Origin of the sequence: Sphingomonas trueperi (assembly GCF_040545665.1) — a bacterium.
Taxonomy (GTDB): Bacteria; Pseudomonadota; Alphaproteobacteria; order Sphingomonadales; family Sphingomonadaceae; genus Sphingomonas; species Sphingomonas trueperi_B.
In genome coordinates this window covers 90,114-115,834 of record NZ_JBEPMH010000003.1, presented here as the reverse complement: position 1 = coordinate 115,834, position 25,721 = coordinate 90,114, and the positions used below count along the sequence as shown (strand labels likewise).

The window sequence follows — 25,721 nt, the reverse complement described above, 5'->3', positions numbered from 1 at the left end:
AGAATGGAGGTTCGCGCAGCCCATGCTGCCGATCGGGACGTCGTGATCGCCCTGTGGCAGGCGGCAGGGCTCACGCGTCCTTGGAACGATCCGGCTGCCGATTTCGATCGCGCGGTGCAGGGCGAGACGTCCGCGATCCTGTTGCGCCACGACGACGCGGTGCTGCTCGGCACCGCGATGGTGGGCGAGGACGGGCATCGCGGCTGGGTCTATTATTTGGCGGTTGCCGAGTCGGCGCGGGGGCAGGGGCATGGCCGGGCGCTGATGGCGGCCGCCGAAGCCTGGCTGCGCGCGCGGGGCTGCCCCAAGCTTCAGTTGATGGTCCGCGAGGGCAATGATGCGGCGATCGGTTTCTATCGTGCGCTGGGTCTGGAGGTGCAGCCGGTTGTGACGCTCGGCCGTTTCCTTCACTAAGCGCGCATGACCATCGCGCTCTACGGAATCAAGAATTGCGACACGATGAAAAAGGCGCGGGCCTGGCTCGATGCCAACGCAATTCGCTATGTGTTTCATGACTATAAGACCGAGGGCGTTGATCCTGCGCGGCTCGATCACTGGATCGCGGCGCAGGGCTGGGAGCCGCTGCTGAACCGCGCCGGCACCACCTTCCGCAAACTTCCGGAGATGGACAAGACGGACCTTGATTCGGCCAAGGCGCGCGCGCTGATGATCGCGCAGCCCTCGATGATCAAACGCCCGGTTCTGGAATATCCGGGCGGTTTGCTGATCGGATTCGCGGCAGAACGCTATGCCCGCGCGTTGCTCTGAGCACGAAAAATTAACGGATTCGTGGCCTAACCACCGTGTTTATCCTAAATTAACACGATAAACGACACGGGTTACTGGGATCAGATGGCGTCTTATATTCGACAACGGCCAGCTAGCTGGTTTCGCACCGTCGCAACGATGCTGGTCCTGTGGGGGCTGCTCGGCTGCCTCGTATTCTATGCCCATGCGACGCTGTCGCTGCCCCGCGGCAGTGAGCCGAGTTTTTGGAACTGGGAATATTATCAGGCGGTTCCGCGCTGGTTCCTGGTCGATTACGCGATCGGCGTCGGCGCCAGCCTGCTCGGCTCGCTCGCCATGCTGCGCCGCTCGCGCAAGGCTAATATCCTGTACGTCGTCTCGCTCGCGGCGGTGATCGTGCAGTTCGGCTATCTGTTCGCGACCGGCGGGCTTTCGGGGCCGGTGCAGGCCTTCGTGATTCCCGCCTTCATTCTTGGCGTCGCGATCTTCCAGATCTGGCTCGCCGGCATGGCGACGCGGCGGGGCTGGCTGCGCTGACCCGGAGCGGGCTGGCAACACCGCCCGCTACCCGCTAGACCGCGCGCCATGTCGCACCAGCTCACGCTCGATACTGCCACCAGCCGCGCCAATCCCACGCCCGCGCCGATGAAGCGCGTCACCGTGCCGGCGATCCGCAAGCGGAAGGGTGGCGAGCCGCTGGTGATGCTAACCGCCTATACCGTCCGCATGGCGCAGCTGATGGACGAACAGTGCGACATGCTGCTGGTCGGCGACAGCCTCGGCCAGGTGATCTACGGCCTGCCTTCCACCGTGCCGGTGACGCTGGAGATGATGGCGGCGCACGGGGCGGCGGTGGTGCGCGGCAGCTATCACGCGCTGGTGGTGATCGACATGCCGTTCGGCAGCTACGAGGCCTCACCGCAACAGGCGTTCGAAAGCGCCGCGCGGCTGCTCAAGGAAACCGGCGCGGCAGCGGTGAAGCTCGAAGGCGGCGCGGCGATGGCGCCGACGGTCAAGTTCCTCAACGAGCGCGGCATCCCGGTCATCGGCCATATCGGCCTGACCCCGCAGGCGATCAACGTGCTGGGCGGCTATGGCGCGCGCGGCCGCAGCGAGGCTGAGCATGCCAAGGTGGTTGGCGACGCGGTCGCGATGGACGAGGCGGGGGCCTTCGCGATCGTCGTCGAAGGGGTGGTCGAGCCGATCGCCGTCGAGATCACCAAGGCGGTGAAGTGCCCCACCATCGGCATCGGCGCGTCGGCGCAGTGCGACGGCCAGGTGCTCGTCGCCGAGGACATGCTCGGCCTGTTCGAACGCACCCCGCGCTTCGTGAAGCGCTATGACGATCTGGCCGGCCGCATTTCCGCCGCGGTTGAAACCTATGCGGGCGAGGTACGGTCGCGGGCCTTTCCGGGACCGGATCAGGTCTATGCGCCGAAGGACTGACGGAGTAGGGCGATTTGCGTTCACGGCACGCGGCGCTAAGGTCCGCGGCCGCATCAGATCCATGGAGTAGATTTTGGCGCTTCCTCCTTCCGGTACCACCGACGAAGCCTTCCTTCGCGAAGTCGACGAGGAATATCGGCGCGATCAGCTGATCCGCGCCGGCCGTCGCTATGGCATCTGGATCGCGATCGGCGTCGTGGCCTTCCTGGTCGCCGTCGCCGGCTGGCTGTTCTACGATCACAGCCAGCGCACCGCCGCCGAAGCGCGCGGCGAGGAATATGACGCCGCGCTCCAGCTCGCCGCGCAGAACCAGGTCGGCCAGGCGCAGCCTGCGCTCGACAAGCTGGCGCAGGGCGAGGACGGCTATGCCGCGATGGCGCGCTTCACCCAGGGCAATTTGCTGTTCAGCCAAGGCGACAAGAAGGGTGCGGCGGCCAAGTTCGCCAGCATCGTCACCGACACCAAGCTCGCCCAGCCGTTCCGCGACCTCGCGCTGGTCCGCCAGACCCAGGCCGAGTTCGACACGCTCAAGCCGCAGGACGTGATCCAGCGGCTCGGCACGCTGGCCAACCCCGACTCGCCCTGGTTCGGCACCGCCGGCGAGATGGTGGCGGCCGCCTATCTGAAATCGGGCAAGCGGACGGAAGCCGCGAAGCTCTATCGCCAGCTGAGCGAAGCCGGCACCCGCGTGCCGGATTCGATCCGCGAACGCACCGCCGAACTCGCCAAGACGCTTTCGGTCACGCCCACGGCAGCGACCGCTCAGACCCAGGAAAAGCAAGCTAAATGAACACGAAGGTTCGCGTTGTAACGGCAGTTGCCGCGCTCGCGCTGGTGAGCGGCTGCGGCGTCTTCAAGGGCGGCGGCGGCAAGAAGACGCCCGTGCTCGGCGAGCGCGTGCCGATCCTGGTGACCGAGAACGACATCACCGCCGACAAGACGCTGGCGGGCATCGAGGTCCAGCTGCCCGAGGCGGCGACCAACGAGAATTGGAGCCAGCCCGGCGGCAGTGCGTCGAAGGCGATGGGCCATCTGACGCTCGGTGAATCGCTGTCGCGCGTGTGGTCGCGCCAGGTCGCCAAGCCGTCGAAGAGCCAGCGTCTCGCCGCGTCGCCGGTGATCGAGGGCAACAAGCTGTTCGTCATCGACCAAGCGGGCACCGTCCACGCCATGGCTGCCGATACCGGCGCGGAGCTGTGGAATGCGCGGACCGGCACCGGTGAAGACAAGCGCAGCCGCGGCGCGCTGTTCGGCGGCGGCGTCAGCGTCGATGGCGATCACGTCTACGCCTCCAACGGCCTCGGTGACGTGGTGGCGTTGCAGGTGGCGGACGGCAAGGAGCTCTGGCGCAAGCGCCCCGGTGGTCCGCTGCGCGGCGCCCCGACGCTGGCCAACGGCAATGTCTATGTGGTGACGCAGGACAACCAGCTGTTCGCGCTGACCCAGGACAAGGGCGAGATTTCGTGGACGGCGACCGCCAGCCTCGAATCGCAGGGCGTGTTCGGCGTCGCGGCCCCGGCTTCGGCGCAGGGCACGGTGATCGCCGGCTTCTCCTCGGGCGAGCTCAACGCCTATCGCTATGAGAACGGCCTGTCGCTGTGGGGCGACGTGCTGACCCGCAACACCATGACCACCTCGGTCTCGTCGCTGTCGGACATCGATGCCGAGCCGGTGATCGACCAAGGGCGCGTCTATGCGCTGGGCGAGGGCGGCCGGATGGTCGCGGTGGACATCACCAGCGGCTCGACGCTCTGGGAGCAAAGCATCGGCGGCCTCGCCTCGCCCTATGCGGTGGGCGAGTGGCTGTTCGTCGTCACCGACGATGCGCGCCTGCTCTGCCTGTCGCGCAGCAGCGGCAAGCCGCGCTGGATCGTCCAGCTCAAGAAGTACAAGAACGAGAAGAAGCTGAAGAACCCGGTCGCCTGGAAGGGCCCGATCGTGGCCGGCGGCCGTCTCGTGCTGATCAACACGCTGGGCCAGATCGTCTCGGTGTCGCCGAAGGATGGCAGCATCCTCTCGACCAAGGAGACCAAGGATCCGCTGTCGCTGGCGCCGGTGATCGCCAACAGCACGCTGTACCTGCTCGACGACAAGGGACGCCTGAGCGCCTATCGTTGAACCTGCTGCTCCGGCTTCGCGCCGGGCAGAATACCCAAAAAGGGGGCCGGGGCGCAGCGCTCCGGCCCCTCTCGTTTTTCCGGCGGCTTTGCGTCGCCCTTTCGACTGCGTTAGAGAATCGATCATGCCTTTGCCCACCGTCGCCATCATCGGACGCCCCAATGTGGGCAAGTCGACGTTGTTCAACCGGCTGGTCGGGAAGCGCCTCGCGCTCGTCGACGACCAGCCCGGCGTCACCCGCGATCGCCGCGAGGGCGATGCGAACCTGCTCGGCCTCGAGTTCCGCGTGATCGATACGGCGGGCTATGAGGACGAGGATGCCGCGACGCTCCCGGGCCGCATGCGCGCGCAGACCGAGGCGGCGGTGCGGGAGGCCGATGTGTCGCTGTTCCTGATCGACTCGCGCGCGGGCGTGACGCCGCTCGACGAGGAAATCGCCCGCTGGCTGCGCTCGACCGACCGCCCGGTGGTGCTGATGGCCAACAAGGCCGAAGGCCGCGCGGGCGAGTCCGGCGTTCTGGAAGCGATGGCGCTGGGCCTTGGCGATCCGATCCCCTTCTCGGCGGAGCACGGCGAAGGCGTGGCCGACCTGTTCGAGGCGCTGCTCCCGCATGTCGACCGCGAGGACGAGGAGCCCGAGGAAGATCCCGAGAGCCCCGACGCGCCGCTCAAGCTGGCGATCGTCGGGCGCCCGAACGCAGGCAAGTCGACGCTGGTCAACCGTATCCTCGGCGAGGATCGGATGATCACCGGGCCCGAGGCGGGCATCACCCGCGACTCGATCTCGATCGATTACGAGTGGACCGATTTCGAGGACAAGCCGCGCAAGGTACGGCTGGTCGACACCGCAGGCTTGCGCAAGAAGGCGCGGGTCGAGGAGAAGCTGGAGAAGCTCTCGGTCGCCGACACGCTGCGCTCGATCGACTTCGCCGAAGTCGTGGTGCTGCTGCTCGATGCAACGCGCGGGCTGGAGGTGCAGGATCTCAAGATCGCCGATCGCGTGCTCCAGGAAGGCCGTGCGCTGATCATCGCGTTGAACAAGTGGGACGTGGCGGAGAATGCTTCCAGCCTGTTCAACGGCGTGAAGGGCGCGCTGGACGAGGGGCTGGCGCAGGTGAAGGGCGTGCCGCTGCTCACCGTCTCTGCGGTGACCGGCAAGGGGCTGGATACGCTGATGCGGGTGGCGTTCGAAACGCGTGATGCCTGGTCGCGGCGCGTGTCAACCGGCCAGCTCAACCGCTGGTTCGAGCGCGCGATCGAAGCGAACCCGCCACCCGCGCCTGGCGGCAAGCGGATCAAGCCGCGCTACGTCACGCAGAACAAGACCCGGCCGCCCAGCTTCGTGCTGTTCGGCACGCGAGTGGACCTGCTTCCGATGAGCTACCAGCGCTATCTGATCAACGGGTTGCGGCGCGAGTTCGATTTCGGCGCGGTGCCGGTGCGGCTGGTGCTGCGCGCGCCGAAGAACCCGTTCGACCGCGAGAAGGATTGAGGAGTTAATCCCCCGCCCGCTTGCGGGAGGGGTTAGGGGAGGGTGCGACATGGAGGTTCCATCCGAACCGGCGTCGCCCGCTACCCTCACACACCCTCCCCTAGCCCCTCCCGCAGGCGGGAGGGGGACAAGAAGAAGGGACGCCCCTTACTCCGCTTCCGCGGGCTTGCTGTTGAGCTGGATGTAGTTCTCCAGCCCCATGCGCTCGATCATGTCGAACTGGCGCTCCAGCGTGTCGACATGCTCTTCCTCGCTCTCGAGGATCTTGAGGAACAGGTCGCGGCTGACGAAGTCGCGCACCGTCTCGCAATGCTGGATCGCATCGCGGAGCACGGCGATCGCTTCCACTTCCAGCGCCAGATCGGCGCGAAGCAGCTCCTCCACCGTTTCACCGATGCGAAGGCGGCCGAGCAGCTGGAAATTGGGCAGGCCGTCGAGGAACAGGATGCGCTCTGCCAGCCAGTCGGCATGCTTCATCTCGTCGATCGATTCGTGGCGCTCGAACTCGGCGAGCTTCTGCACGCCCCAATGGTCGAGCATGCGATAGTGCAGCCAGTACTGGTTGATCGCGGTGAGCTCGTTCTTGAGCACCTCGTTCAGATACTCGAGAACCTTGGCGTCGCCCTTCATGTGCAAATCCCTTATCGTCTGGCGGACAACCTAGCCGCGAAACGATCGGGACGGAACCGGGGAAGTGCGCTCAGGCGGCAGCCCGTTCCTCGGCGATGATGGCACGGGCGAAGGGGACGCACTGGCCGCATTTGGCTTGGCAGCCGAGCGCGCGATAGGCCTGGCAGGCACTTTGCGCGCCGGATCGCGCAGCTTCCCGGACTTCCCGTTCCCGCAGAGCATTGCACACGCAGACGACCATCGACAGTCCCTCGATTCTCTCGCTGCGAGGGATCTAGTGCGATTGCGAGCGATTCGCAAGGCTATTGCGAATGGGTTGCAGGCTGCCCCGCGCCAGGCTGCGCCACAGCCATTCGAACGGCCCATAGCGGAAGACGGTCAGCCAAGGCTGCGACCAGAGCAGCAGCAGCGCCCACACGCCGAATACCACCGGGTAGAGCTGCCAGCGCGAGAGATGGCCGAACCAGCCCAGGCCGTAGCCGTCGAAGAACCAGACGCAGAGCAGGCTGGTCGCAAGGTAATTGGAAAAGGCCATCCGCCCCGCCGCCGCTATCCGGCGGGTGAGCCACCCCTCGGGCCGCGCGAGGAAGAGGATCAGGCACGCCCAGCCGACGATCATCACCGGCCGCACCAGCCCGGGCAGCGTCACCGCCGCCATCAGCACGGCGAAGAGGCTGAACTTCGCTGCGATCAGCCAGATCGCCAGCAGCGCGTAGACAGGCAGGGCAATCGCCCAGCAGCGCAGCCACCAGCGCCGATAGGTTTCGCGCGGCCACGCGCCCGCGAGCAGCCCCGTGCGCAGCGCCGCCATGCCGAACAGCATATAGCCGAGCGTCTCCCAGCCATAGACGAGCAGCATCGCGAAGGGGCTGGTCGCATATTCGCCGAAGCGCTGGCCGACCACGCCGGCATAGTCGCCGCGATGCACGGCCAGCTCGGACGCGATCCGCGCGGGCGTCGGCACGCCGAAGGCGTTCACCAGCGACGCGAATTCGCCCTGCGTCGTCTGCGGCAGCAACGACATCCGCCAGGCATCATGCGCGAAGGTGCCGAACAGCGCGGCGCTGACCAGCACCAACACGGTCCCCAGGCTCAGCAGCCGCGCGATCGGCAGCTTGCGCAAGGGGAAGGCGAGCATGCCGACCAGTGCGTAATGGGATAGGATGTCGCCGTGCCAGACCAGCCAGAGATGGCAGAGACCGAACAGCAGCAGCCAGCCCATCCGCGCATAATGCGTTCGCGCCGGGTCGCGCCCGGCCGCCTCCGCCGCATCGATGACGATCAGCAGCGAGGCGCCGAACAGGAAGGAGAACAGTCCGCGCATCCGTCCGTCGAAGAACAGGAAGTTGACCAGCCAGGCGGCGAGGTCGGCACCGTGCCAGCCGCCATAGGCGCGCGGGTTGAAATAGGCAGCCTCGGGCATGCCGAAGCCGACGATGTTGAGCAGCAGGATGCCGAGCAGCGCGGTGCCGCGGACGAGATCGAGCGAAAGCAGGCGGGCGGAAATCGGGGAATGCACCCCAGGCGCTTAGAACCAGCTGGCGATCTGATCCATCGCTTTACGCTCCAGCGCGGCCGCCGGCACCGCCGCATCGGGGGCAGGGTGACCCGCGACGATCAGCATCATCGGCCGCTCATGCTCGGGCCGCCGGCACAGCCGGTTGAGGAAGCGCGCGGGCGTGGCGGTGTGGACCAGCGTGGCCAGCCCCGCCATGTGCAGCGTGGTAAGCAGCAGGCCGCAGGCGATGCTGACGCTCTCGACCATGTGCGGGTTGGGGAAACGGTCGGTCTCGCTCGCCTTGGTCTGGCCGAAGGCGACGATGATCCAGGGCGCGATTTCGAGATAGGGCTTGTCGGCATTGGTGCCGAGGTTCTGGAGCAGCCCCTGCCACTCGCTGCCGCCGATCCCGCCGTAGAAGTTGCGCTCTTCCTCTTCCACCGCGACGCGCAGCGCGGTCTTGGCACCCGGCGAGGACAGCGCCGCGAAATGCCAGGGCTGGCGATTGGCGCCGCTCGGCGCGGTGCCGGCAGCGGCGATCGCGGTTTCGATGATCGCGCGCGGCACCGGCGTCGCCGAAAAACTCCGGCAACTGTGGCGCATCGCCATCCGCTCGCAAAAGGCTGCGGCGTTGGCGATCCGCGCGTCGTCGGGCAGATCGATATCAGGAGTCCAGGGCCGCATATCAGGTTTCATAGAGGAATTTACGAACAAGCGTCGTCCAAGAGGCGCCGCCTGTCCACCTGTGTCTTATGCGGAGACGTGCATATGTCGAGCTTTATTCGGTTGCAGGCGTAAGCCGGGGGGTTAGCTTGACCCCAGACCAACCCTCGAACGCGCAGCGGTCGCCCGCCTCCCATCCTTGCGCGGCGGCAACATCGGCGACGGTGTTCTCGCGCACATCGGAGGCCCCTTCCTGCTCGGGCCAGGAGACCCAGCAGAAGCCGTTGCTGGCGAGCAACCCGCGCAGCGCGCCCAGTTCGCGTTCCAGATGGTCGCGGCGGTGGGCGAACAGGTGGACGCCCTGCACGCCGTCGGTGGCGCAGCCCAGCTCTTCCAGCGCGGCCCGTTCGGGTGCGATCGCGGCGCGAACCGCGGGCGGCATGTCGTGAAACCATACGCGCATGCCGGGCTTGAAGCCGAGCCGCGTGGCCATTGGGGTGCCAGAACATTGTTCCATCGTCGCCGCCCTCCTTGGATCAACCTACAGGATGCGGCAGACCGGCGCCAGCGGCCTTGATCGCGATCAGACGGCGGGCTGCACGGCGCGGTCGATCGGGATGTTGCGCAGCTCCACCAGCGTACCGGGGCGGGCGGCGACGATCCGCAGTTCGGCGTCCATGCCTTGCGCCAGGCTACGCGCGATGCGCAGCCCCAGGCTGTCCACTTCGGCCAGGTCGAAGCTTTCCGCCACGCCCGTGCCGTCGTCGCGGATCGACAGCGACAGCCGGTCGCCCTCGGCGCAGACCTGGACGAGGATGGTGCCGGTCTCGCGATCGGCAAAACCATGTTCGATGGCGTTGGCGATCCCTTCGGCGACGATCAGCGCCAGCGGAATCGCGCGGTCGGGCGGGAGCAGCAGCGCGCTGTTGGCTTCCACCACATGGCGGATGCCGGGCTTGCCGCTGCTTTCGGCCAGATCCTCGACCAGCGCGGTGACGAAGGCATCGAGCGCGAGCGGCTCGCCCCGGCTGCCGTACAGCCGCCGCTGGATGCGACCGATCAGCTGGAGCCTGGCCGCGGCTTCGCCGAGCGCGCGCTTGGCCTCGCCATCGGCGACCCCGCGCCGCTGGAGTGCGAGCATCGCACCCACCATCTGGAGATTGTTCGAGACGCGGTGCTGCAGTTCCTCGAACAGGATCTCGGTGCGCGCGGCGAGGCCGGCGCTGCGTTCGCGTTCCGCCATCAGCCGGGCATTGGCGACCTGCATCCAATGGACGAGCAGAATGTCCACCGCGACGACGCCGACATAGAACAGCAGCGCCACCGGCGTGCCCCGGGCCAGCGCGAAGCTGCCAAAGGGCGGGATGAAGAAATACCAGGCGAGCAGCCCGCACACTATCGCCGCAACGATGCCCGGGCCGCGCCCGAACAGGAAGGAGGCGAGGATGACCGCCGGGAAGAAGGTCAGGTAGGGAAAGCCCGGCGGAAAGAACGGATCGAGCACCAGCCGCAGCCACCAGGCGACGATGCAGAACCCCAGCGCGATCGCATAGGCCAGCGGCCGCCGCTTCTCGAGCAGCGGCAGGTGTTCCAGCGTCCGATGGTAGGAATTCATCGCCAACCCGTTGCCCCAGTCCTGACCCGCATACGCGGCATCGCTCCCCAGGGACGGAGCGGCCAAGCGGCTACCCTCATCGTTCAGAAACACTGCAGACGCAAGCGCCCCGTCACCGCGCTACCGTGAGGGTAACCACGGTGCCGATCGGCGTGCCGCGACGGACCTCCAGCGAGCCGCCTAGCGCCGCCGCGCGCTCGCGCATACCCTTGAGCCCGTAATGCCCCGGGCGTTCCCCGGCAGCCACGATATCCGGGGGGATGCCCCGGCCCTGATCGTCGATCTCGATCCGCAGCCGGCCGTCGCGGCTGTCCACCCGCACCTGCGCGACCAGCGTGTCGGCATGGCGGCGGACGTTCGCGAGCGCCTCCTGCACGATCGCCAGGATCTGCTCGAGTTCCTCGGGCTGGAAGCGCAGCGGCGGCCCGTCGCGGGTGACGGTGAGGATCAGGCCTTCCTCTTCGAGGTAGCGGGCGAGTTCCTCGATCAGCGGCTGGGGATCGCCGGGGCCGGTAATGCGGCGGAGCGCCATCACCCGGTCGCGCGCTTCCATCATCACGTCGTCGGCGCGGTCCAGCGCGCTGTCGATCAGCGTCTGCGCCTTGGAGCCCGGCTCGGTGGCATAGGCCGCGGCCTGGAAGCGCAGCATCAGGCCCTGCATGCTCTGGAGCAGCGTGTCGTGCAACTCGCGGGCGATGCGCTCGCGCTCGGCGAGCTGGGCCTCGGCGCGGGCGCGGCTGCGGGCGATCTGCTCGCGCAGCCGCCAGGCATAGAGCAGCCACAGCGCGCCCGCGCCCGCGCCGATCGCCAGCAGCCGGAACCACCAGGTCTGGTAGAAATGCGGGGCGATGGTGACGATGACGGAGGCGCCTCGCTCGTTCCACACGCCGTCGTTGTTGGCGGCGATCACCTGGAATCGCCAGCTTCCCGGGCCGAGATTGGCGTAATAGGCCTCGCGCGCGGTGCCCGCGTCGATCCAGGCGCGGTCGACCCCGATCAGCCGGTAGCGGAACCGCACGCGTTCCGATTCGGCCAGGCTCAGCGCCGTATAGGCAATGCGCAGATTGGAGGTGCCTGCGGGCAGGGCGACGTCGCGCGGCGCGGTGTAGCTGCTATCTCCCGCCGTCAGTCGCAGGATCGTTACCGGCGGCGGCAACTGGTTCCGCACGACGCGAGCAGGATCGATCCAGCCGATCCCGACATTGTCCGCCAGCCAGATCCGGCCGTCCCCGCCGCGCACGGCGGTGGTCTTCCGCGTGACCTGCTGCGCGACGCCGGGCAGCCCGTCGGCGGCGGTGAAGAGCCGGTGCTGCAGCGGGGTGCGCGGATCGGCGAAGGCTGCATCGAGCGAGGCCTTGTTGGTGCGGACCAACCCTCGAACGCCATTGATCCACACGGTCCCGTCGCGCGCTTGGACGATGCCGGTGATGCCGCCGAATTCGGGCACCCGCACGTCCGGGATGGCCCGCAAGCGGCCTTGCTCAAGGCGGGCTAGCCCCAGTTCGCCGCCCACCAGCGTACCGGCCGGCCCCTCGGACACCAAGGCGATGACGCCAATCCGGTCGCCGCCGATGACGTGCAGTCGCCCCGCGTCCCGGCGGTACAGGCGATCCCGGCCATAGAACCACGTCCCGCCGCCGGCGCCTGAACTGGTGTACATGCGCGTGGGCGGTTGGTCCGTCGCTTCCATCGGTTGCCAACGGCCATCGGCGAGATGGAACACGCCGACATTGGCCACCGAGATCCATTGCCCGGCCGCGTCGCGGGCCCAGCTCGCCGCCGGGCCAGGCGGCGGCGGCACGGGCAGCGCCGAGAAGCGGCCTTCGTGCAGCCGGAGCAGCTGGTTCTCCAGGCCGACGACCAGGTCGGCGCCGTCGGCCTCGATCATGTTGATCGGCTGCTCGAACCGGCGCAGCCATTGCAGTGGCCCGCCCGGCCGCGCGCGGTACAGGTTGTGCGGGTTGGCGCCGTAGACGGTGCCGTCGCTGGTCACCGCAAGATCGAACCCGCCCAGCGTCTCGTTGTCGACACGAAGCGCGGTGGCGCCGCTGACCGGCCGCAGCCGGAACAGCCCGAGATTGGTACCGACCCAAAGGTTCGATTCGCGGTCCTCGAGCAGCGGTACGGCGACGAGCGACGGCAGTCCCTGCTTCGTGGTGAGGCGGGCATATGCCGGTGTGCCCGCGCCATCCACACCGCGCGTCTGCAGCACGCCGCCCGCGAAAAGCGAGCGCCACAAGATGCCGTCGCGGGTGAAGCGCATGCGGTCCGCAGCAGGCGGCGCAAGGCCCGGGGGCAGCGGCGCGATCCGCAACCCGGCCGCGCGGGCGCGCGCCGCGTCGGCCGGGTCGGCCGAGGCCCATACCTGCCCGTCGGGCGCAACTGCGAGCCGGGACCGTCCGAGGCTGCGACTGACCGCCACGAAGCGCGCGGCGTTCGGGCGCAGCACGCGGATATCGCGTTCGGTCGCCACCCAGATCGCGCCGGCACCGTCCGCAACCACGCTGAACGCAGGGCCGGCCGGCATGCCGCGATCCGTGCCGATCCGCGCGATGCCGCGCGAATCGATCCGGAAAAGTCCGCCTTCGAGCCCCGTCATCGCCGCCCAAATCCTATTATCGGGGCCTCGCGCGAATTGCTCGACGATAGCATTGGGCGTGCCGAAGCTGCGGACGCGGCGGCCCTGCAGGTGCGAGACCTGGCCCTCGAAATGGCCGATCCACAGGCTGCCGTCCAAATCGGCGAGCAGGGCAGTGATGTTGCGCGCCGGGAAGCGGCCGACCGACGGCACGACGGGTTCGAACGTGATACCGTCGAATCGGTACAGGCCGGCGCTGGTACCTAGCCACAGGAAGCCGTCGGGTGACTGGGCGATCGCCCAGATGTCCGGCGGGGCGCCGTCGACGAGGTTCCAGGCGCGGAGGTTGTACTGGTCGATGCTGCGCTGGAGCGGCGCCTGCGCGATGGCAGGCGCGGCGGCGAGGACCGGCGCCAGCAGCATCGTCCAGGTTCGTCTGCGCCGCATCGCTCGCCCATCCTCCCCGCGTTCCGTGCCCTGAGAACGTTCTCCCCGCAAGAGGCCGCGGCGAAGCGTGCGCCAGGTACGACCCGGATCGCACGAACCGCATTGCGCGGGGGGCGGGGAGCATATAGCCTCGCTCGACCAGCACACGGGAAGACTCGCCATGACGCTCGTGACGACCCCCTTGGATCGATTTTCGGTGATCAGCACCGGCAACGGACCGGCCCGCGCGCTATCGGCATTGTTCGGTGCGCCGCTGCGTGCCGACGCGCATCTCGATTATTCGGAAGAAACGGTGCGCCAGCGCAGCCTGTGGGCGGCCAAGCTCGATTCGGCGATCCTGCATGCCGAGCGGCCAGTGCTGCTGGTCGCGAACGGCGCGAGCTGCTTTGCCGCGACCTGGTGGGCCAGGCTTTCGCCGCGCGACTATATCACCCGCGTCGCCGGCGCACTGCTGATCGATCCGATCGCAGGTGAGGGCGATGCCGCGCATTTCGCCTCGCCCAAGATCCGGCTGCCCTTCCCGTCGCTGCTGTTGAGCGGCGACACGCCCGATGCGGCGGTGGCGGAGCGGGTGCAGGCGCTTGCCACCGGCTGGGGCAGTGCGGTCGGCGGTATCCCGCAGCTGCCGCATGCGCGTCGCAGCGGCAGCCATTGGCAGGGCGCCCGCGACCTCGTCCTGCGGATGACCGCGGGCATCGTCGAGCGCCGCGCCCAGGCCGCCGACGCGCTGGCAGCGGTGCTGGCGCCCGAGCAGGACTGAACGGGCGGTCAATCCTTCTTGGAGAGGGGGCGGCGCTGGTCGAGGTCGAACGCATCGCCATGGCTGAGGACGTGCAGGCGTACGTCGTGCATCGATAGCGTGCGCTCCGGGCTCGCCTCGGCGATGTTCGAACGGGTGACGCCAGAGCCGTCGACGATATAGACCGCGCCCGCCCCTGCGACCCGGAAGCAGCAGCCCTCCAGTACGATCGCGGTATCCTCGTCGATGCCGATGCCCAGCACGCGCGGGTTCTGCGCCACCGCGCCGAGCAGCCGGCCGATGCGGCCGCGTTCGGCGAAATGCTGGTCGATGATCACGTCGCGCACCAGCCCCAGGCCCGGCGCCATGTGGAGGTCGCCAATGCGGTGCGATTCTGCGCTGGAGCCCTTCACCAGCATCGTCTCGCTCATCACCGAGGCGCCCGCCGAGGTGCCCGCCACCACGCCGCCGCGTGCGTGAATGTCGCGCACCATGCGCTCGACGGGCGTGTCGCCGATCTGGCTGGAGATGCGCAGCTGGTCGCCGCCGGTGAAGAAGATGCCCGCGGCATCCTCGAACACCGACTGCGTCTCCTGCTCCAGCGTCTCGCCGCGTTCATGCACGTAGAGCTCGACCAGATTGTCGAGCCCCAGCGCGCCGAACGCCTTCTGATAGGCGGTGAAATAGCCGTCGGGCTGGTGGCTGGCGACGGTGGCGATGACGAGCTTGCCGCCGTTCACCCGCTCGGCGACTTCCTTGAGGATGGTCTTGTCGCCTTCCTTGTCTTCGTGGCCGCCGATGATGATGAGCGGTCCGCCGGAGTCAGCCATGCAGCAAGTCCTTCACTTCGTCGCGGTGGACGCCCGCGCGCGGGGCATCGAGCCCATGGGAATGGAGTGCCAGCGCGAAATGCTCGCTGTTATGCGCGATGCCGAAGGCGCCCGAGCGCTCGATGACGATCGCACCGGCTTCGCCGCCGACGCGGCCGAGCCGCGCGATGGCATGGTCTGCCGCTTCGCCGGCCGAGCCGCCGCGTTCGAGCGCGTGCATCACCTGCGCCGCGAGCATCGTCCGCAGGATCGCCTCGCCGTCGCCCGAAAAGGCACAGCCGCCCAGCGTGTCGTCGGCATAGAGGCCCGCGCCGGGGACGGGGGAATCGCCGATACGGCCGGGATGCTTGCCCGGCAGCCCGCCGGTGGAGGTTGCGGCGGCGATCGCGCCGGTGGTGTCGATCGCGACGCAGCCGACGGTGTCGTGCGCCTTGCTGTTCTCCGAGGCGAGCGCCTCCGGAGAGAGCATGGTCTCGGCCTCGACGAGTTCGATGCCGTTGTCTGCTGCGAACCGTTCCGCGCCCTCGCCGGCGAGCAGCACCGGGCGGGCGGTGAGCATCGCCCGGGCGACGCTCACCGGATTGCGGACGCGCCGCACGCCCGCGACGCCGCCAAGGGTGAGCTCGGTGCCCTCCATCAGCGCGGCGTCCATCTCGACGGTGCCGTCGCTGGTCAGCACCGAGCCGAAGCCGGCGTTGAACACCGGATCGTCCTCCAGCACCCGCACCGCCGCCTCGGCTGCGAGCACCGCGCTGCCGCCCGCGCGCAGCACTGCCGCGCCGGCTTCGGCAGCAGCGGCGGTCCCGGCGCGGTTGCGATCGTGGAGCGCCGGGTCGATCGTCTTGGCGCCGCCATGGACGAGGATCGCCCAGCGGATTGCTTCAGGCATGCTGCTTCTCCCGCACCGCCGCGTCGGGCTGGAAGGCGAGGATCCGGTCCCATACCGCCTGGATCGCGCTGGGCATGAGCACCAGCAGGTCGCCGGGGCGGCCGAGCTGCAACACGGTGTCCACCGCCTCCATTTCGTCGACGACGCGGTGGACCTGCTCGGGCCGCACGCCCGCTGCCATCGCGCCTTCGGACATCAGCCCGTTGGTCTCGCCACGTGGTCGGCCCCGGCCGTCGGGTGCCTCGCGGAACACGATCTCGTCGAAGATCGCGCCGGCGAGCTGGCCCATCTCGACGATGTCGCAGTCGCGCCGGTCGCCGGGGATGCTCACCATGCCGATCACGCGGTTGTAGCGCCCGCGCATCCGCTCGATCACCTGGCCCAGTGCCTGCAGGCCTGCGGGGTTGTGCGCATAGTCGAGGATGTGGCGGCGGCCATGCGCATCGTGGATGTTGAGCCGGCCCGGCGAATCCTCGAACGAGATGCTGAAGGCGCTGAGCCCCTCGCGGATCGTGTCGAGCGACAGCCCTTGCGCCGCGCACATCGCCACCGCGGCCAGGGCGTTGGCGATGTTGAAATCGGCGATCCCGCCCAGCGTCGCGGGAATGTCGGCGGCGGCCATCAGCTCGATGCGCTCCCCGCCGCGGTGGAGGATGATGCAGCCGCCATAGCTGCCCGGCTCGCGGACCACCGCCATGCCGCCCTCGGCGATGTGTCGGCGGAGATGGCCGGACAGGTCCGAACCGCCGCTCAGCGAGAACCACACGATCGTCCCGCGCGCATGGCGGGCGATGCGATGGCACATCGGATCGTCGGCGTTTAGCACCGAATGCCCCCGCCGCGCGACGCTCTCCACCACCACGCCCTTCACCTGGGCGAGCTCCTCGATCGTGTCGATGCCCTTGATCCCGAGATGGTCGGCGGTGACGTTGAGCACCGCGCCGACATCGGCACCGTCGAAGCCCAGCCCTTCGCGCAGGATGCCGCCGCGTGCCGTCTCCAGCACCGCCACGTCGACCGCGGGGTTGCGTAGCACCGTGCGCGCGCTTTTCGGCCCGCTGGCATCGGCTTCGGCCATCAGATGGCCGTTGAAATAGATGCCGCTGGTAGTGGTCATGCCGACATTCTTGCCGGCGTGGCACAGGATGCGGGCGACCATCCGCGCGGTGGTCGACTTGCCGTTGGTGCCGGTGATCGCGAAGATCGGGATGCGGCTGCGGCGCCCACGCGGGAACAGCATGTCGATCACCGGCGTGGCGACGTCGCGCGGGGTGCCGCTGGAGGGCTCGAGATGCATGCGGAAGCCGGGGGCTGCGTTGACCTCGACGATGCCGCCGCCGGTCTCGCGCACCGGACGGGCGATGTCGGGCGAGAGGAAGTCGATCCCGCACACGTCGAGCCCGACCACCGCCGCCGCCTGCTCGGCGATCGCGCGATTGGCGGGGTGGATCGCGTCGGTGCGGTCGACCGCGGTGCCGCCGGTGGAGAGGTTGGCGGTGTCGCGCAGGATCACCTGCTCGCCCGCCATGGGGATGGTCGCAGGGTTGCGATCGGACTTCGCCAGCAGCGCCCGCATCGCGTCGTCGATGACGATACGGGTGAGGACATTTTCATGGCCCAGGCCGCGGCGGGGATCCTGGTTGAGATCGTCGATCAGCTGGGCGATCGAGTGGAAGCCGTCGCCGATCACCTGCGCGGGGACGCGCTCGGCGACCGCGACGACCTTGCCGTTCACGACGAGGATGCGGTGGTCGTTGCCCGGCACCTGCTGCTCGACGATCACGCGGCGGCCATGCTGGAGCGCGAGGTCGAAGGCGGTGCGCAGCGCGGCCTCATCGGCGATGCCGGTGGTGACGCCACGGCCGTGATTGCCGTCGAGCGGCTTCACCACCACCGGCCAGCGCAGGCGCTTGGCCTCGGTGAGCGCCTCCTCGACCTGTCGCACCACCACGCCGCGCGGGACGGGAAGTCCAGCCTCGGCGAGCAGCTGCTTGGTCATCGCCTTGTTGCCGGCGATGTCGACCGCGATCTGCGCGGTGTCGCCGGTGATGCTGGCACGAATGCGCTTCTGGCGGCTGCCATGGCCGAACTGGAGCAGGCTCTGCTCGTTGAGTCGCGTGACGGGGATGCCGCGCCGCTCCGCTGCCTCGACCAGCGCGCGGGTGGTGGGGCCGAGGGCGCTGGCCTTGAGGATGGCCTGCAGTGCCGCGACGATCGCGCGCACGTCCTGCGGCGCATCGAGCGGCGGCGAGCCGAGCAGTTGCAGCCCCTCCACCTTGCGCAACGGCTCCGGCAGCAGGTCGGCGACCAGCCGGATCGCGGCAAGGCCGGCGGCGATGCCGACCGCTTCGTCGCGATAGGCATAGAGGATGTTGTACACGCCCGGCCGGTCCTTCACCGACCGCGTCTTGCCGCGGGTAACGCGCGAGCCGGCGAGCGTCTGCAGCTCCAGCGCGACATGCTCGATGATGTGGCCCATCCAGGTGCCTTCGTGCAGCCGCTCGACGAACCCGCCGGGGCGCTGGTAGCTGCAGCCATGGACGCCCAGGCCGGGCAGGAGCGCGAGCAGCGCGTCGGTGAAGCCCGGCAACCTGTCGCTCGGCCATTGCTCCAGGTCGCGCAGGTCGACCTGGATGCGGATCATCGGGCGCGTGCTGAACAGATGCGGGCCGCGATAGATGCTGCGTTCGAGCACCCGCAAGCCGTTCGCCGAAGCCGGGCGCACGAAATCGGCCGGCGGCACCAACGCTGTCATAGTGGACCTCTAGAAGGGGCGCCGAGAACCGTCGCCGGAGCCGCTCCAACGGTCCAGATTTCCCAGCGTTCCCCGACTGATGCGGATCAACTATTTGAAATAAAACTGTCTTGTCAGGCCTTGAGGATAAGGCCCTTGCGGTCCATCCACCAGCCCACCGCCCAGCACAGCATCGTGTAGGCGAAGGCGCAGAGCAGCGACCCGAACGCCCCCGGCGCGATCGTCTGGAAGATGCCCACGCCCGCCGCGTCGTACGCGCCGCCATGGTCGCCCACCGGGATCATGCCCAGCACGGTGACGAACAGCTCGGAGAAGAGATAGATCGCCAGCGGGTTGCGCCCGAGGATGGTGAAGAAGCGGGTGCCGCGCTTGAACCCGGCAATCTCGATCAGCCAGATCGCAGCCCCGAGCAGCACCAGGTCGAGCCCGACGGTGAGCAGGACGTAGGAGCCGGTCCACAGCTTCTTGGCGATCGGGAACCAGGGCGACCAGGCGAGCCCGGCCAGCACCAGCGCGACGCCGACCAGCGCCATCCGCCCGACGGTACGGCGGAGGTCGCCGCCCTGCACGATGGCGAGGCCCGCCAGATAGCCCGCGATCACGTTGACCGTGGCGGGCAGGGTGCCGAGCAGCCCTTCGGGATCGAAGCCCGCATCCTTCTTGTAGAGATGGCCCGGCCCCAGCAGCCACAGGTCGATCCGCGTGCCGATATTGGCATATTTGTCATAGGCCATGCCCGGCGGGCTGAAGACGAGCAGGATCGTCCAGTATCCGAACAGCAGCGCGATGGCGGCAAGCAGCAGCTGGCGGGGCTTGAGCCAGCGGATCAGCAGCGCGGCGAGCACATAGCAGAGCGCGAGCCGCTGGAGCACGCCCGGCACGCGGGTGAGCGCGCGGGGCTTGAGCTCCCAGCCGTTCGCGCCCTGCTCGACGAAGGGGAACCAGTACATCAGATAGCCGAGCACGAAGATGATCGCGCCGCGCCTGAACAGCCGGGCGAGGAAGGGCCCGGTCGCCACCGGCTTGCGGAAGGCGAAGCTCATCGCGTTGCCCATCGCGAACAGGAAGGTGGGGAATACCAGGTCGGCGAGGGTGAAGCCGAACCACTTCGCATGGACCAACTGCGGGTAGGGTTCGGCGCCCGGGCCGGAGGTATTGACCAGGATCATCAGGAAGATGGTGGCGCCGCGAAACACGTCCAGCGCGAGGAAGCGCGGCTTGCCGGCGAGCGCGGCGACGGTGTTGGCCTGGGTCTCGGTCATCGGGCGTCGCTTTCTGCGAGGAGCGTGCGAGCAAGGGCTAGCGGCGCGGCGGGGCGCTGGCGAGCCCACATCTTGCCGTCCTTGAGCCAGGCGGCTTGCCAGTCGCGGATCGCGGCGGCGGTCGCCTTGGCGTCGAAGTCGGTATGCGCGGCAGCGGCGGCGCGCTGGGCGGCAAGGAAGCGCTGCCAGCGCGGCCAGTAATAGCCGGCATAGAGGCCCTGCCAGGCGCGCGACGCATAGTCGGAAAGGTGGCCGGTGCCGCCCCAGACGGTCACCACCGCCTTGGCCTGCTCGACGAACGCGGCCTTTTCGGCAGGCGTGTCGCCATAGGCGGCGGCATCGGCGAGCCAGCTGCCGAGCGTCTCCTGCTGGTTGCCCGCAATGGCGTCGATGTCCTTGGCCAGCTTCTCGGCCGCTGCGGTAGCGCGATCGCCGGTGGCGAGGTCGCCGGCCTTGTAGGCGGCGACGGCGGTCTTGAGCTGCCCGTCCAGCTCCACGCTGGCATAGTGGCGAACGAGATCGACCACGTCATAGGTGTAGAGCGGCTCGCCCGCATGTTGCGGCGCCTGGGCGAGCAGCGCTTCGATTCCGGCTCGGAGTGCCACGGGATCGCCGGCGGCGGCGGGGTATTCGGCGCCATCGAGGCTGGGGAATTTGAACAGCAGATAGGCACCGGCCTGCTCGTGCCACCAGCGCGGAGCCCAGTAGCGGGTGGTGTAGGCACCCGCGATCGCCTTGTCCCAGGCGGCGACCAGCGCGGGCGAGGTCTTGCCGTAGCGGGCCTTTGTATAGTCGGTCAGCCAGGCATCGAGCGGGCGGGCCTGGCCGCCAGCGTCGATCTCGCCCCAGGCGAGGTCATAGGCATAGGCATAGGCGATGCTGTTGCTGTGCAGCCCTTCCGGGAACAGCCCGAAGCCGCGCATGCGGCCATGGCCGGGATTCGCCAGCGCGGCGGTGATGTCGCTGCGGTAGAAGTTCAGGTCGCCGTATACGGGATTGCTGCCGCCGTAATTGTGGACATAGCCGTACGCCCAGCCTTTGCCGTAAAAGGCCTTGGTCGCGTTCCAGATGCCGGGATAGCGATCATTGCCGATGTCGAGCACCAGCATCCGCTCGTCGGGCACCTTGGAGAGGAAAGCCGCGATCGCGTCGGGGGTCCAGAACGCCTTGTCGGCGCCGAACAGCCAGCCCTGCATTACCCAGGTCGCGCCCGGCGCAGCGGCGGTGATCGAGCGGTAGAGCCGTTCCCCGTACGCCGCGAGGCGGGCGTCGCGAACCTCCTTGGGTAGCGCGGCGGCGCGGGTGGCGGCGGTGTTGGCGATGGCGTCGCCATAGGTCGCGGCGCGGGCGTCGCTGCCGTCCTCCGCGATCGGCGGCACCATCTCGTTGAACGCATCGGCGAGGTAATATTCGCCGGGGCCGTAGGTCGCCGTGTAGAGCTGGAGGAAGCGCGCGGCGAGCTTGGCGAACAGCGGGTCGGACGGATCCAGCCAATAGGTGCCGGGGAAGCCCTCCCATTGGCGCATCTGGTAGATCTTCGCTTCCGGATGCGCCTTGGCGAAGGCCTCGGGGACATAGCCGGAGAAGGCCGGCAGGATCGGCTTCATGCCGAGCGCGTGCATCCGGGCGAGGATCTGGCGCTGGAGAACGCGCTTCTTCTCGATCCAGTTGGCCGAGAGCGGCGCGCGATAGCCGGCAATATTGCCCATGCGCTGCCAGGGCAGGAAGGGCGCGGCGGAGAGGCCCTCGGCAACCTGGGCGTCGTTCATGCCCTGCTCGCGCCAGAGCTCGCGCCAGACGAACTCCTGGCCTTCCATCGCCAGCGGCGTGTCGACGCCGTGCGCGGCCATCCAGTCGATCTCGCGCTCCCAGCGGCCCCAGTTCCACCAGGGGGTGGTGTAGCCATAGGTGCAGGTGTTCAGATAGGTGCGCAGCGAGAAGGGCGAGGCAACCACGCCGCTGTCATAGCCGTCGCGAAGCGCCAGCGGGCGATTGCGGACGGCCTCCCAGGAAACGAATAGACTGCCCTGTTGGCCCAGCGTGCGGGCTGCGCCGCGCACCAGCGCGACCGGGGAGGTGCCTTCGATGCGCAGCTTGCCCGCAACGGTGCGGGCGCGGAACTGCGGGGTGGTGCCGGGGACCAGCGCAAGGTCGATCCTGGCGGTATCGACACCAAGCCGCGCCAGCACGGCGCGCGCGGCGGCGGTCTGCGATTGCGGGGCGGCGACGGGGACCGGGCGGCCGGGCACCGCCGCGGCGTGGGTGGCGAGGACGAGCGCGGCCGCGACCGGGCCGAGAAGGGGAAGGCGGCGGGCGGCGGATACGACCAAGTCAGACTCTCCAGGCATCAAAACGAGGTGGGGGCGGCGCCGTCGTCACGGCGTCGCCCCCGGGGCATGTTACATCTTCAGCGTGGCAGACAGGTAGAAGCTGCGGCCATAGAAGCTGCTCTCCTGCCACACCGCAGGATCGCGGAAATAGGCCTGTTCGCGGCTGTTGTTGAGGTTGATCACCCCGGCGGCGAAGCTGAGCCAGCTGTTCGGCGCATAGCCGCCGCTCAGGTCGAACTGGGTGCGCCCCTTCACGACATGGCCTTCGCGGGCGAAGAAGCTGTCCGCGCTGTTCTGCTCGTAGCTGCTGCGGTGGTTGACCGAGAGGCGGATGTTGAAATGCTCGTCCTCCCAATAGGGCGAGACGTTCCACGTCACCTTCGAGAGGTTGCGGATGGTGTAGCCGGTGCCGATCGCCACCTTCTGTGGATAGACCCGCGTGAAGTTGGCGAGCAGGCCGAAGCCGTCCAGCGGCAGGATGCGGTCGAACGACTGGTTCCAGCTGACCTCGAAGCCCTTCACCTTGATGGTGCTGGGATCGTTGAGCGTCTGGGTGATGTCGTAGATGTTGCCGCTGGCATCGACGCAGTCGTTGCCCGAGGTGCTGAGCGCGGTGCCGTTGAACGAGGTCGGGCAGATCAGGCGCGAGAAGGTGCCGTTCTTGATCCACTTGTAGAAGCCGTTGATCGCGATCGTGCTCGAGCGGGTGGGATACCATTCCACGCCGAGATCGAGCTGGTTCGCGGTCAGCGGCTTGAGGCCGGCCTGGCCAAGGTCCACCGTGATCGTGCTGGTGTTCGCCGGGAAGGTATTGGGCGAGCTGCTGGTGGTCTGCGCCATGGACGTGTTCGAATCCATGATCGGGCGGACCAGCACCTTGGCGGCGGCGAAACGGACCTGCACCGTGCGGGTCGGCTCCAGCACCAGGTTCAGGCTGGGCAGGACGTTGTCGTAGCTCTGCTCGATCGCATAGTCGCCGACCTTGCGCTGCACTTCGGTATAGCCGTCGGTGCGCGGGGCGGTGATGTTGCCCTGCACCTTCTGCTTGGTGTGTTCGTAGCGCACGCCGAGGTTGCCGCGCAGCGTCATGCCGCCAAGCTGGGCGTCGATGTCCGCCATCGCATAGGCCGAGGGCATGAAGCGATCGACATGGTAGCTGGCTTCGGGTGCGAAGATGTCCGGCACGGCGATGCCGGCCGCGGCCAGCGCCTTGTCATAGGCGCCGAGGTCCGGGCCGATCCAGGCGCCGGGAATGCCCGAATCGCCGTTGAGGAAGCCCGAGACCGGGTAGCTGGTCGTCGCCATCTGCGGGAAGATCGCACTGGAGGGCGCCGGCTGGTTGGCCAGCGCGATCATGTCATGCCGGCTCACGTCGCGGCTGAAGATCTCGTGGCGATACTTGGCGCCGACGCTGAACTTGGTGAAGGGCCCGAAGGACACTTCCTTGTACAGGTCCGCCTGGCCCGAGGTTTCGCTCGACGCCATCTGGCGGGTGGCGCCGTTCGGATATTCGTTCCGCGTCAGCGTTGCCGGGGCATAGAGCGCGGTGCTCGAGAGATCGGTACCGACGCTGTACTTCACCGAATCCGGATTGGAGAAATCGATCGTCGCGGTCGGGATGTTCACGCCGAGGATCGCGGCGGCCTCGCGCTGATAGGTGCTACCCTTGGTGTAGTTGAACACCGTGCGGCCCGACCAACCATCGTCGCCGGTCCACTTGCCCGAGAGCGTGTAGCCCTGGCTGACGAGGTTGCGGTCCTCGTGCTGGCGATTGTTTTCCATGGTGAAGTTGGTCGCGGTCGCCTTGGTGGCGACGCCGTTCACGACGTTGCTCGCCGCGATCCGTGCGGTGTTGAACAGGAACACCTGCTGGTTCACGTCGTAATCGGTGATGTCCTTGGCGTAAATCGCGCTGGCATCGATCTCGAACCGGTCGCTGGGGCGCCACTGCACGCCGCCGCTGCCCATCAGCCGTTCGGTATCGCGGTCGATACGGCGATAGCGCGGACGGCGGGGGACATAGACGCTTGAGCCCGCGATCGTCTGGGTCGCCCAGCGGTCCATCCAGAAATAGTCCGCGCGATCCTTCAGCTTCTGGTAGCCGAGGTTCACATAGACGCCGAGCTTGCCGTCGGCGAACTGGTCGACATAGCTGCCGCTGATCTTCGGCGTGATCTTGCCGCCGGCATATTCGGAGTTCTGGCCCTTGACCGATAGGACCAGCTGGCGATCCTTATAGTCGAGCGGCATCGTCGTCTTGATGTTGACCGTGCCCGAAAGGCCGCCGGCATCCATGTCCGCCGTCGGCGACTTGATCACCTCGATCGCGTTGGCGAGCTCGGTCTGGATGATGTCGTAGCGGAAGCCGTCGGTGAAGTCGGCGCTCTTGAAGGTCTGACCGTTGACCGTGGTCAGCGCATATTGCGGGCCCAGGCCGCGGATGCTGATCGTCGCGCCGCGGCCGTTGATGTTCGACATCTGCACGCCCGAAATACGCTGGATCGCCTCGGTGATGTTCTCGCTGGGAAACTTGCCGAGATCCTCGGCCGAGATGCCGTCGGTGACGCGGATGTCCTTCCGCTTGGCCTCGATCGCGTTGTCGATCGATGCGCGGATGCCGTTGACGACGATCTCGCCGTCGTCCTGACCCACCGGCGCGTTTTCGGTCTGCGCCTGTGCGGCGTTGGCGAAGCTGAGCGCGGCGATGCATCCCGACGCGAGCAGGAAGTTTTTCGCAATCGTTCTCACTGGCGTGCGAAGGTCTTGGTCTGTCGGCATTTCATACCCCCCGAGTGGTTGAATCCAATGTCCGGTGCGACGCCCATCGCCCTCCCGTGGCATATGTTCTGGATCGGGCGCTGCGGGGGCATTGGTCGGTATCGGTCCTATTGTGTCAAGGCCAATTCAATACAAAAACAAATGTTGGTATTACCTCTTTGCCTGACGAAAATCTGTAAGTTGCGAGGAAGTGGCTGGAAACCGGGCGCAAAAAAGGGTGTCGCCGAACCGCAACAGGTTTGGCGAAACCGCAGCTGGGGCGAAATGGGTAGGGTTCAGGCGATGCGCGGCGCCAGAATGCGCATCAGTGCCTCGCACCCCGCGGCGTCGCCGGCGTCGAAGCGCGCGGGCAGGGGGCTGTCGAGATCGAGCACGCCGAGCAGCTCGCCCTGGTGGACGATCGGCACCACCAGCTCCGAGCGGCTGGCCGCGTCACAGGCGATATGGCCGGGAAAGGCATGGACGTCCTCGACCAGCTGCGTCTCGCGCGTTGCCGCGGCGGCGCCGCACACGCCCTTGCCGAACGGGATGCGGATGCAGGCGGCCTTGCCCTGGAAGGGGCCCAGCACCAGCTCGTCGTTCAGGTTGCGGTAGAAGCCGGACCAGTTGAGATCGGGCAGATACTGGCCGATCAGCGCGGAGACATTCGCCATGTTGGCGATCGGGTCGGGCTCGTCGGCGGTCAGCGAATCGAGGGCGGCGGCAAGGTCGCGATAGAGCTCGGCCTTGGTGTCGGCGGTGATGTCGAAGCTGTACATGGCGGCGATGTAGGGGATCGCGGCGCGCGGCGCGAGGGGGGCTTCCGCGCCTCCACCGCCGTCATTCCGGCGAAAGCCGGAATCCATTGGGGTCACCGTCGAGATTCTTGCTGCGGCGGAGCGGCGAATGGATCCCGGCTTTCGCC

Annotated in this window: 22 protein-coding genes; 8 read left to right on the top strand and 14 right to left on the bottom strand. The window is 67.9% G+C overall.

Going from position 1 to position 25,721, the window contains the following annotated elements:
- Positions 1 to 3 precede the first annotated feature (3 nt).
- The 7 genes from ABIC65_RS11340 to der all read left to right on the top strand — a co-directional run bounded on the left by ABIC65_RS11340 (position 4) and on the right by der (position 5,803).
- Positions 4 to 414, top strand: a complete 411-nt coding sequence (locus ABIC65_RS11340) for a GNAT family acetyltransferase (RefSeq protein ID WP_354308748.1) — start codon at positions 4 to 6, stop codon at positions 412 to 414.
- A gap of 6 nt (positions 415 to 420) precedes the next feature.
- Positions 421 to 768: an ArsC family reductase gene (locus ABIC65_RS11335; RefSeq protein ID WP_354308746.1), complete on the top strand. Its 348-nt coding sequence runs from the start codon at positions 421 to 423 to the stop codon at positions 766 to 768.
- Positions 769 to 906: 138 nt separating this feature from the next.
- Positions 907 to 1,284 carry a hypothetical protein gene (locus ABIC65_RS11330; protein WP_121078793.1) on the top strand — a complete coding sequence of 126 codons (378 nt, stop codon included), beginning with the start codon at positions 907 to 909 and terminating at the stop codon, positions 1,282 to 1,284.
- A gap of 48 nt (positions 1,285 to 1,332) precedes the next feature.
- Positions 1,333 to 2,193 (top strand): 3-methyl-2-oxobutanoate hydroxymethyltransferase, encoded by an 861-nt coding sequence (gene panB, locus ABIC65_RS11325; protein WP_354308745.1) that lies wholly within the window; start codon positions 1,333 to 1,335, stop codon positions 2,191 to 2,193.
- A gap of 73 nt (positions 2,194 to 2,266) precedes the next feature.
- Positions 2,267 to 2,983, top strand: a complete 717-nt coding sequence (locus ABIC65_RS11320; protein ID WP_354308744.1) for a tetratricopeptide repeat protein — start codon at positions 2,267 to 2,269, stop codon at positions 2,981 to 2,983.
- Positions 2,980 to 4,311, top strand: coding sequence for an outer membrane protein assembly factor BamB family protein (locus ABIC65_RS11315; RefSeq protein ID WP_354308743.1), 1,332 nt, complete (start codon positions 2,980 to 2,982; stop codon positions 4,309 to 4,311). The genes ABIC65_RS11320 and ABIC65_RS11315 overlap by 4 nt, the downstream gene beginning before the upstream one ends.
- Positions 4,312 to 4,435: 124 nt before the next feature.
- Positions 4,436 to 5,803 (top strand): ribosome biogenesis GTPase Der, encoded by a 1,368-nt coding sequence (gene der / locus ABIC65_RS11310; protein ID WP_354308741.1) that lies wholly within the window; start codon positions 4,436 to 4,438, stop codon positions 5,801 to 5,803.
- 147 nt (positions 5,804 to 5,950) lie between these two features.
- On the opposite strand, the gene bfr is transcribed toward der, so the two are convergent.
- From bfr to ABIC65_RS11275, 7 genes are all read right to left on the bottom strand, one after another.
- Positions 5,951 to 6,433 carry a bacterioferritin gene (gene bfr / locus ABIC65_RS11305; protein ID WP_354308739.1) on the bottom strand — a complete coding sequence of 161 codons (483 nt, stop codon included), beginning with the start codon at positions 6,431 to 6,433 and terminating at the stop codon, positions 5,951 to 5,953.
- Positions 6,434 to 6,503: 70 nt separating this feature from the next.
- Entirely contained in the window at positions 6,504 to 6,674 is a 171-nt protein-coding gene (locus ABIC65_RS11300) for a (2Fe-2S)-binding protein (RefSeq protein ID WP_010545522.1), read from the bottom strand.
- Between the two features lie 33 nt (positions 6,675 to 6,707).
- Entirely contained in the window at positions 6,708 to 7,952 is a 1,245-nt protein-coding gene (locus tag ABIC65_RS11295) for a DUF418 domain-containing protein (protein WP_354308738.1), read from the bottom strand.
- A gap of 9 nt (positions 7,953 to 7,961) precedes the next feature.
- Positions 7,962 to 8,615 carry a nitroreductase family protein gene (locus ABIC65_RS11290; RefSeq protein WP_354308737.1) on the bottom strand — a complete coding sequence of 218 codons (654 nt, stop codon included), beginning with the start codon at positions 8,613 to 8,615 and terminating at the stop codon, positions 7,962 to 7,964.
- Between the two features lie 94 nt (positions 8,616 to 8,709).
- Complete coding sequence (locus ABIC65_RS11285) at positions 8,710 to 9,111, bottom strand: hypothetical protein (protein ID WP_354308736.1); 402 nt, start codon at positions 9,109 to 9,111, stop codon at positions 8,710 to 8,712.
- 66 nt (positions 9,112 to 9,177) lie between these two features.
- Positions 9,178 to 10,209, bottom strand: coding sequence for a sensor histidine kinase (locus tag ABIC65_RS11280; protein ID WP_354308734.1), 1,032 nt, complete (start codon positions 10,207 to 10,209; stop codon positions 9,178 to 9,180).
- A gap of 112 nt (positions 10,210 to 10,321) precedes the next feature.
- A complete protein-coding gene (locus ABIC65_RS11275; RefSeq protein WP_354308733.1) occupies positions 10,322 to 13,234 on the bottom strand; it encodes a sensor histidine kinase in 2,913 nt (970 codons plus the stop codon).
- Between the two features lie 160 nt (positions 13,235 to 13,394).
- On the opposite strand from ABIC65_RS11275, the gene ABIC65_RS11270 reads away from it, so the two are divergent.
- Positions 13,395 to 13,994, top strand: coding sequence for an alpha/beta hydrolase (locus ABIC65_RS11270; RefSeq protein ID WP_354308732.1), 600 nt, complete (start codon positions 13,395 to 13,397; stop codon positions 13,992 to 13,994).
- Between the two features lie 8 nt (positions 13,995 to 14,002).
- Here the strand turns inward: ABIC65_RS11270 and ABIC65_RS11265 are convergent, their stop codons facing one another.
- The 7 genes from ABIC65_RS11265 to ABIC65_RS11235 all read right to left on the bottom strand — a co-directional run bounded on the left by ABIC65_RS11265 (position 14,003) and on the right by ABIC65_RS11235 (position 25,575).
- Positions 14,003 to 14,803, bottom strand: a complete 801-nt coding sequence (locus ABIC65_RS11265; protein WP_354308731.1) for a cyanophycinase — start codon at positions 14,801 to 14,803, stop codon at positions 14,003 to 14,005.
- On the bottom strand, positions 14,796 to 15,692 hold the full coding sequence (locus tag ABIC65_RS11260) for an isoaspartyl peptidase/L-asparaginase family protein (RefSeq protein WP_354308730.1): 897 nt from the start codon (positions 15,690 to 15,692) through the stop codon (positions 14,796 to 14,798). Before ABIC65_RS11260 ends, ABIC65_RS11265 begins: the two co-directional genes overlap by 8 nt.
- Positions 15,685 to 18,447, bottom strand: coding sequence for a cyanophycin synthetase (gene cphA / locus ABIC65_RS11255; RefSeq protein WP_354308729.1), 2,763 nt, complete (start codon positions 18,445 to 18,447; stop codon positions 15,685 to 15,687). Before cphA ends, ABIC65_RS11260 begins: the two co-directional genes overlap by 8 nt.
- 113 nt (positions 18,448 to 18,560) lie before the next feature.
- Positions 18,561 to 19,709, bottom strand: a complete 1,149-nt coding sequence (locus ABIC65_RS11250) for an acyltransferase family protein (protein WP_354308728.1) — start codon at positions 19,707 to 19,709, stop codon at positions 18,561 to 18,563.
- A complete protein-coding gene (locus ABIC65_RS11245) occupies positions 19,706 to 22,039 on the bottom strand; it encodes an alpha-N-acetylglucosaminidase (RefSeq protein WP_354308727.1) in 2,334 nt (777 codons plus the stop codon). Before ABIC65_RS11245 ends, ABIC65_RS11250 begins: the two co-directional genes overlap by 4 nt.
- A gap of 69 nt (positions 22,040 to 22,108) precedes the next feature.
- Positions 22,109 to 24,787 (bottom strand): TonB-dependent receptor, encoded by a 2,679-nt coding sequence (locus ABIC65_RS11240; protein ID WP_354308726.1) that lies wholly within the window; start codon positions 24,785 to 24,787, stop codon positions 22,109 to 22,111.
- 305 nt (positions 24,788 to 25,092) lie between these two features.
- The gene (locus tag ABIC65_RS11235) at positions 25,093 to 25,575 is read right to left on the bottom strand and encodes a GAF domain-containing protein (protein ID WP_354309379.1); all 483 of its coding nucleotides are present in this window, start codon (positions 25,573 to 25,575) and stop codon (positions 25,093 to 25,095) included.
- Positions 25,576 to 25,721 lie beyond the last annotated feature (146 nt).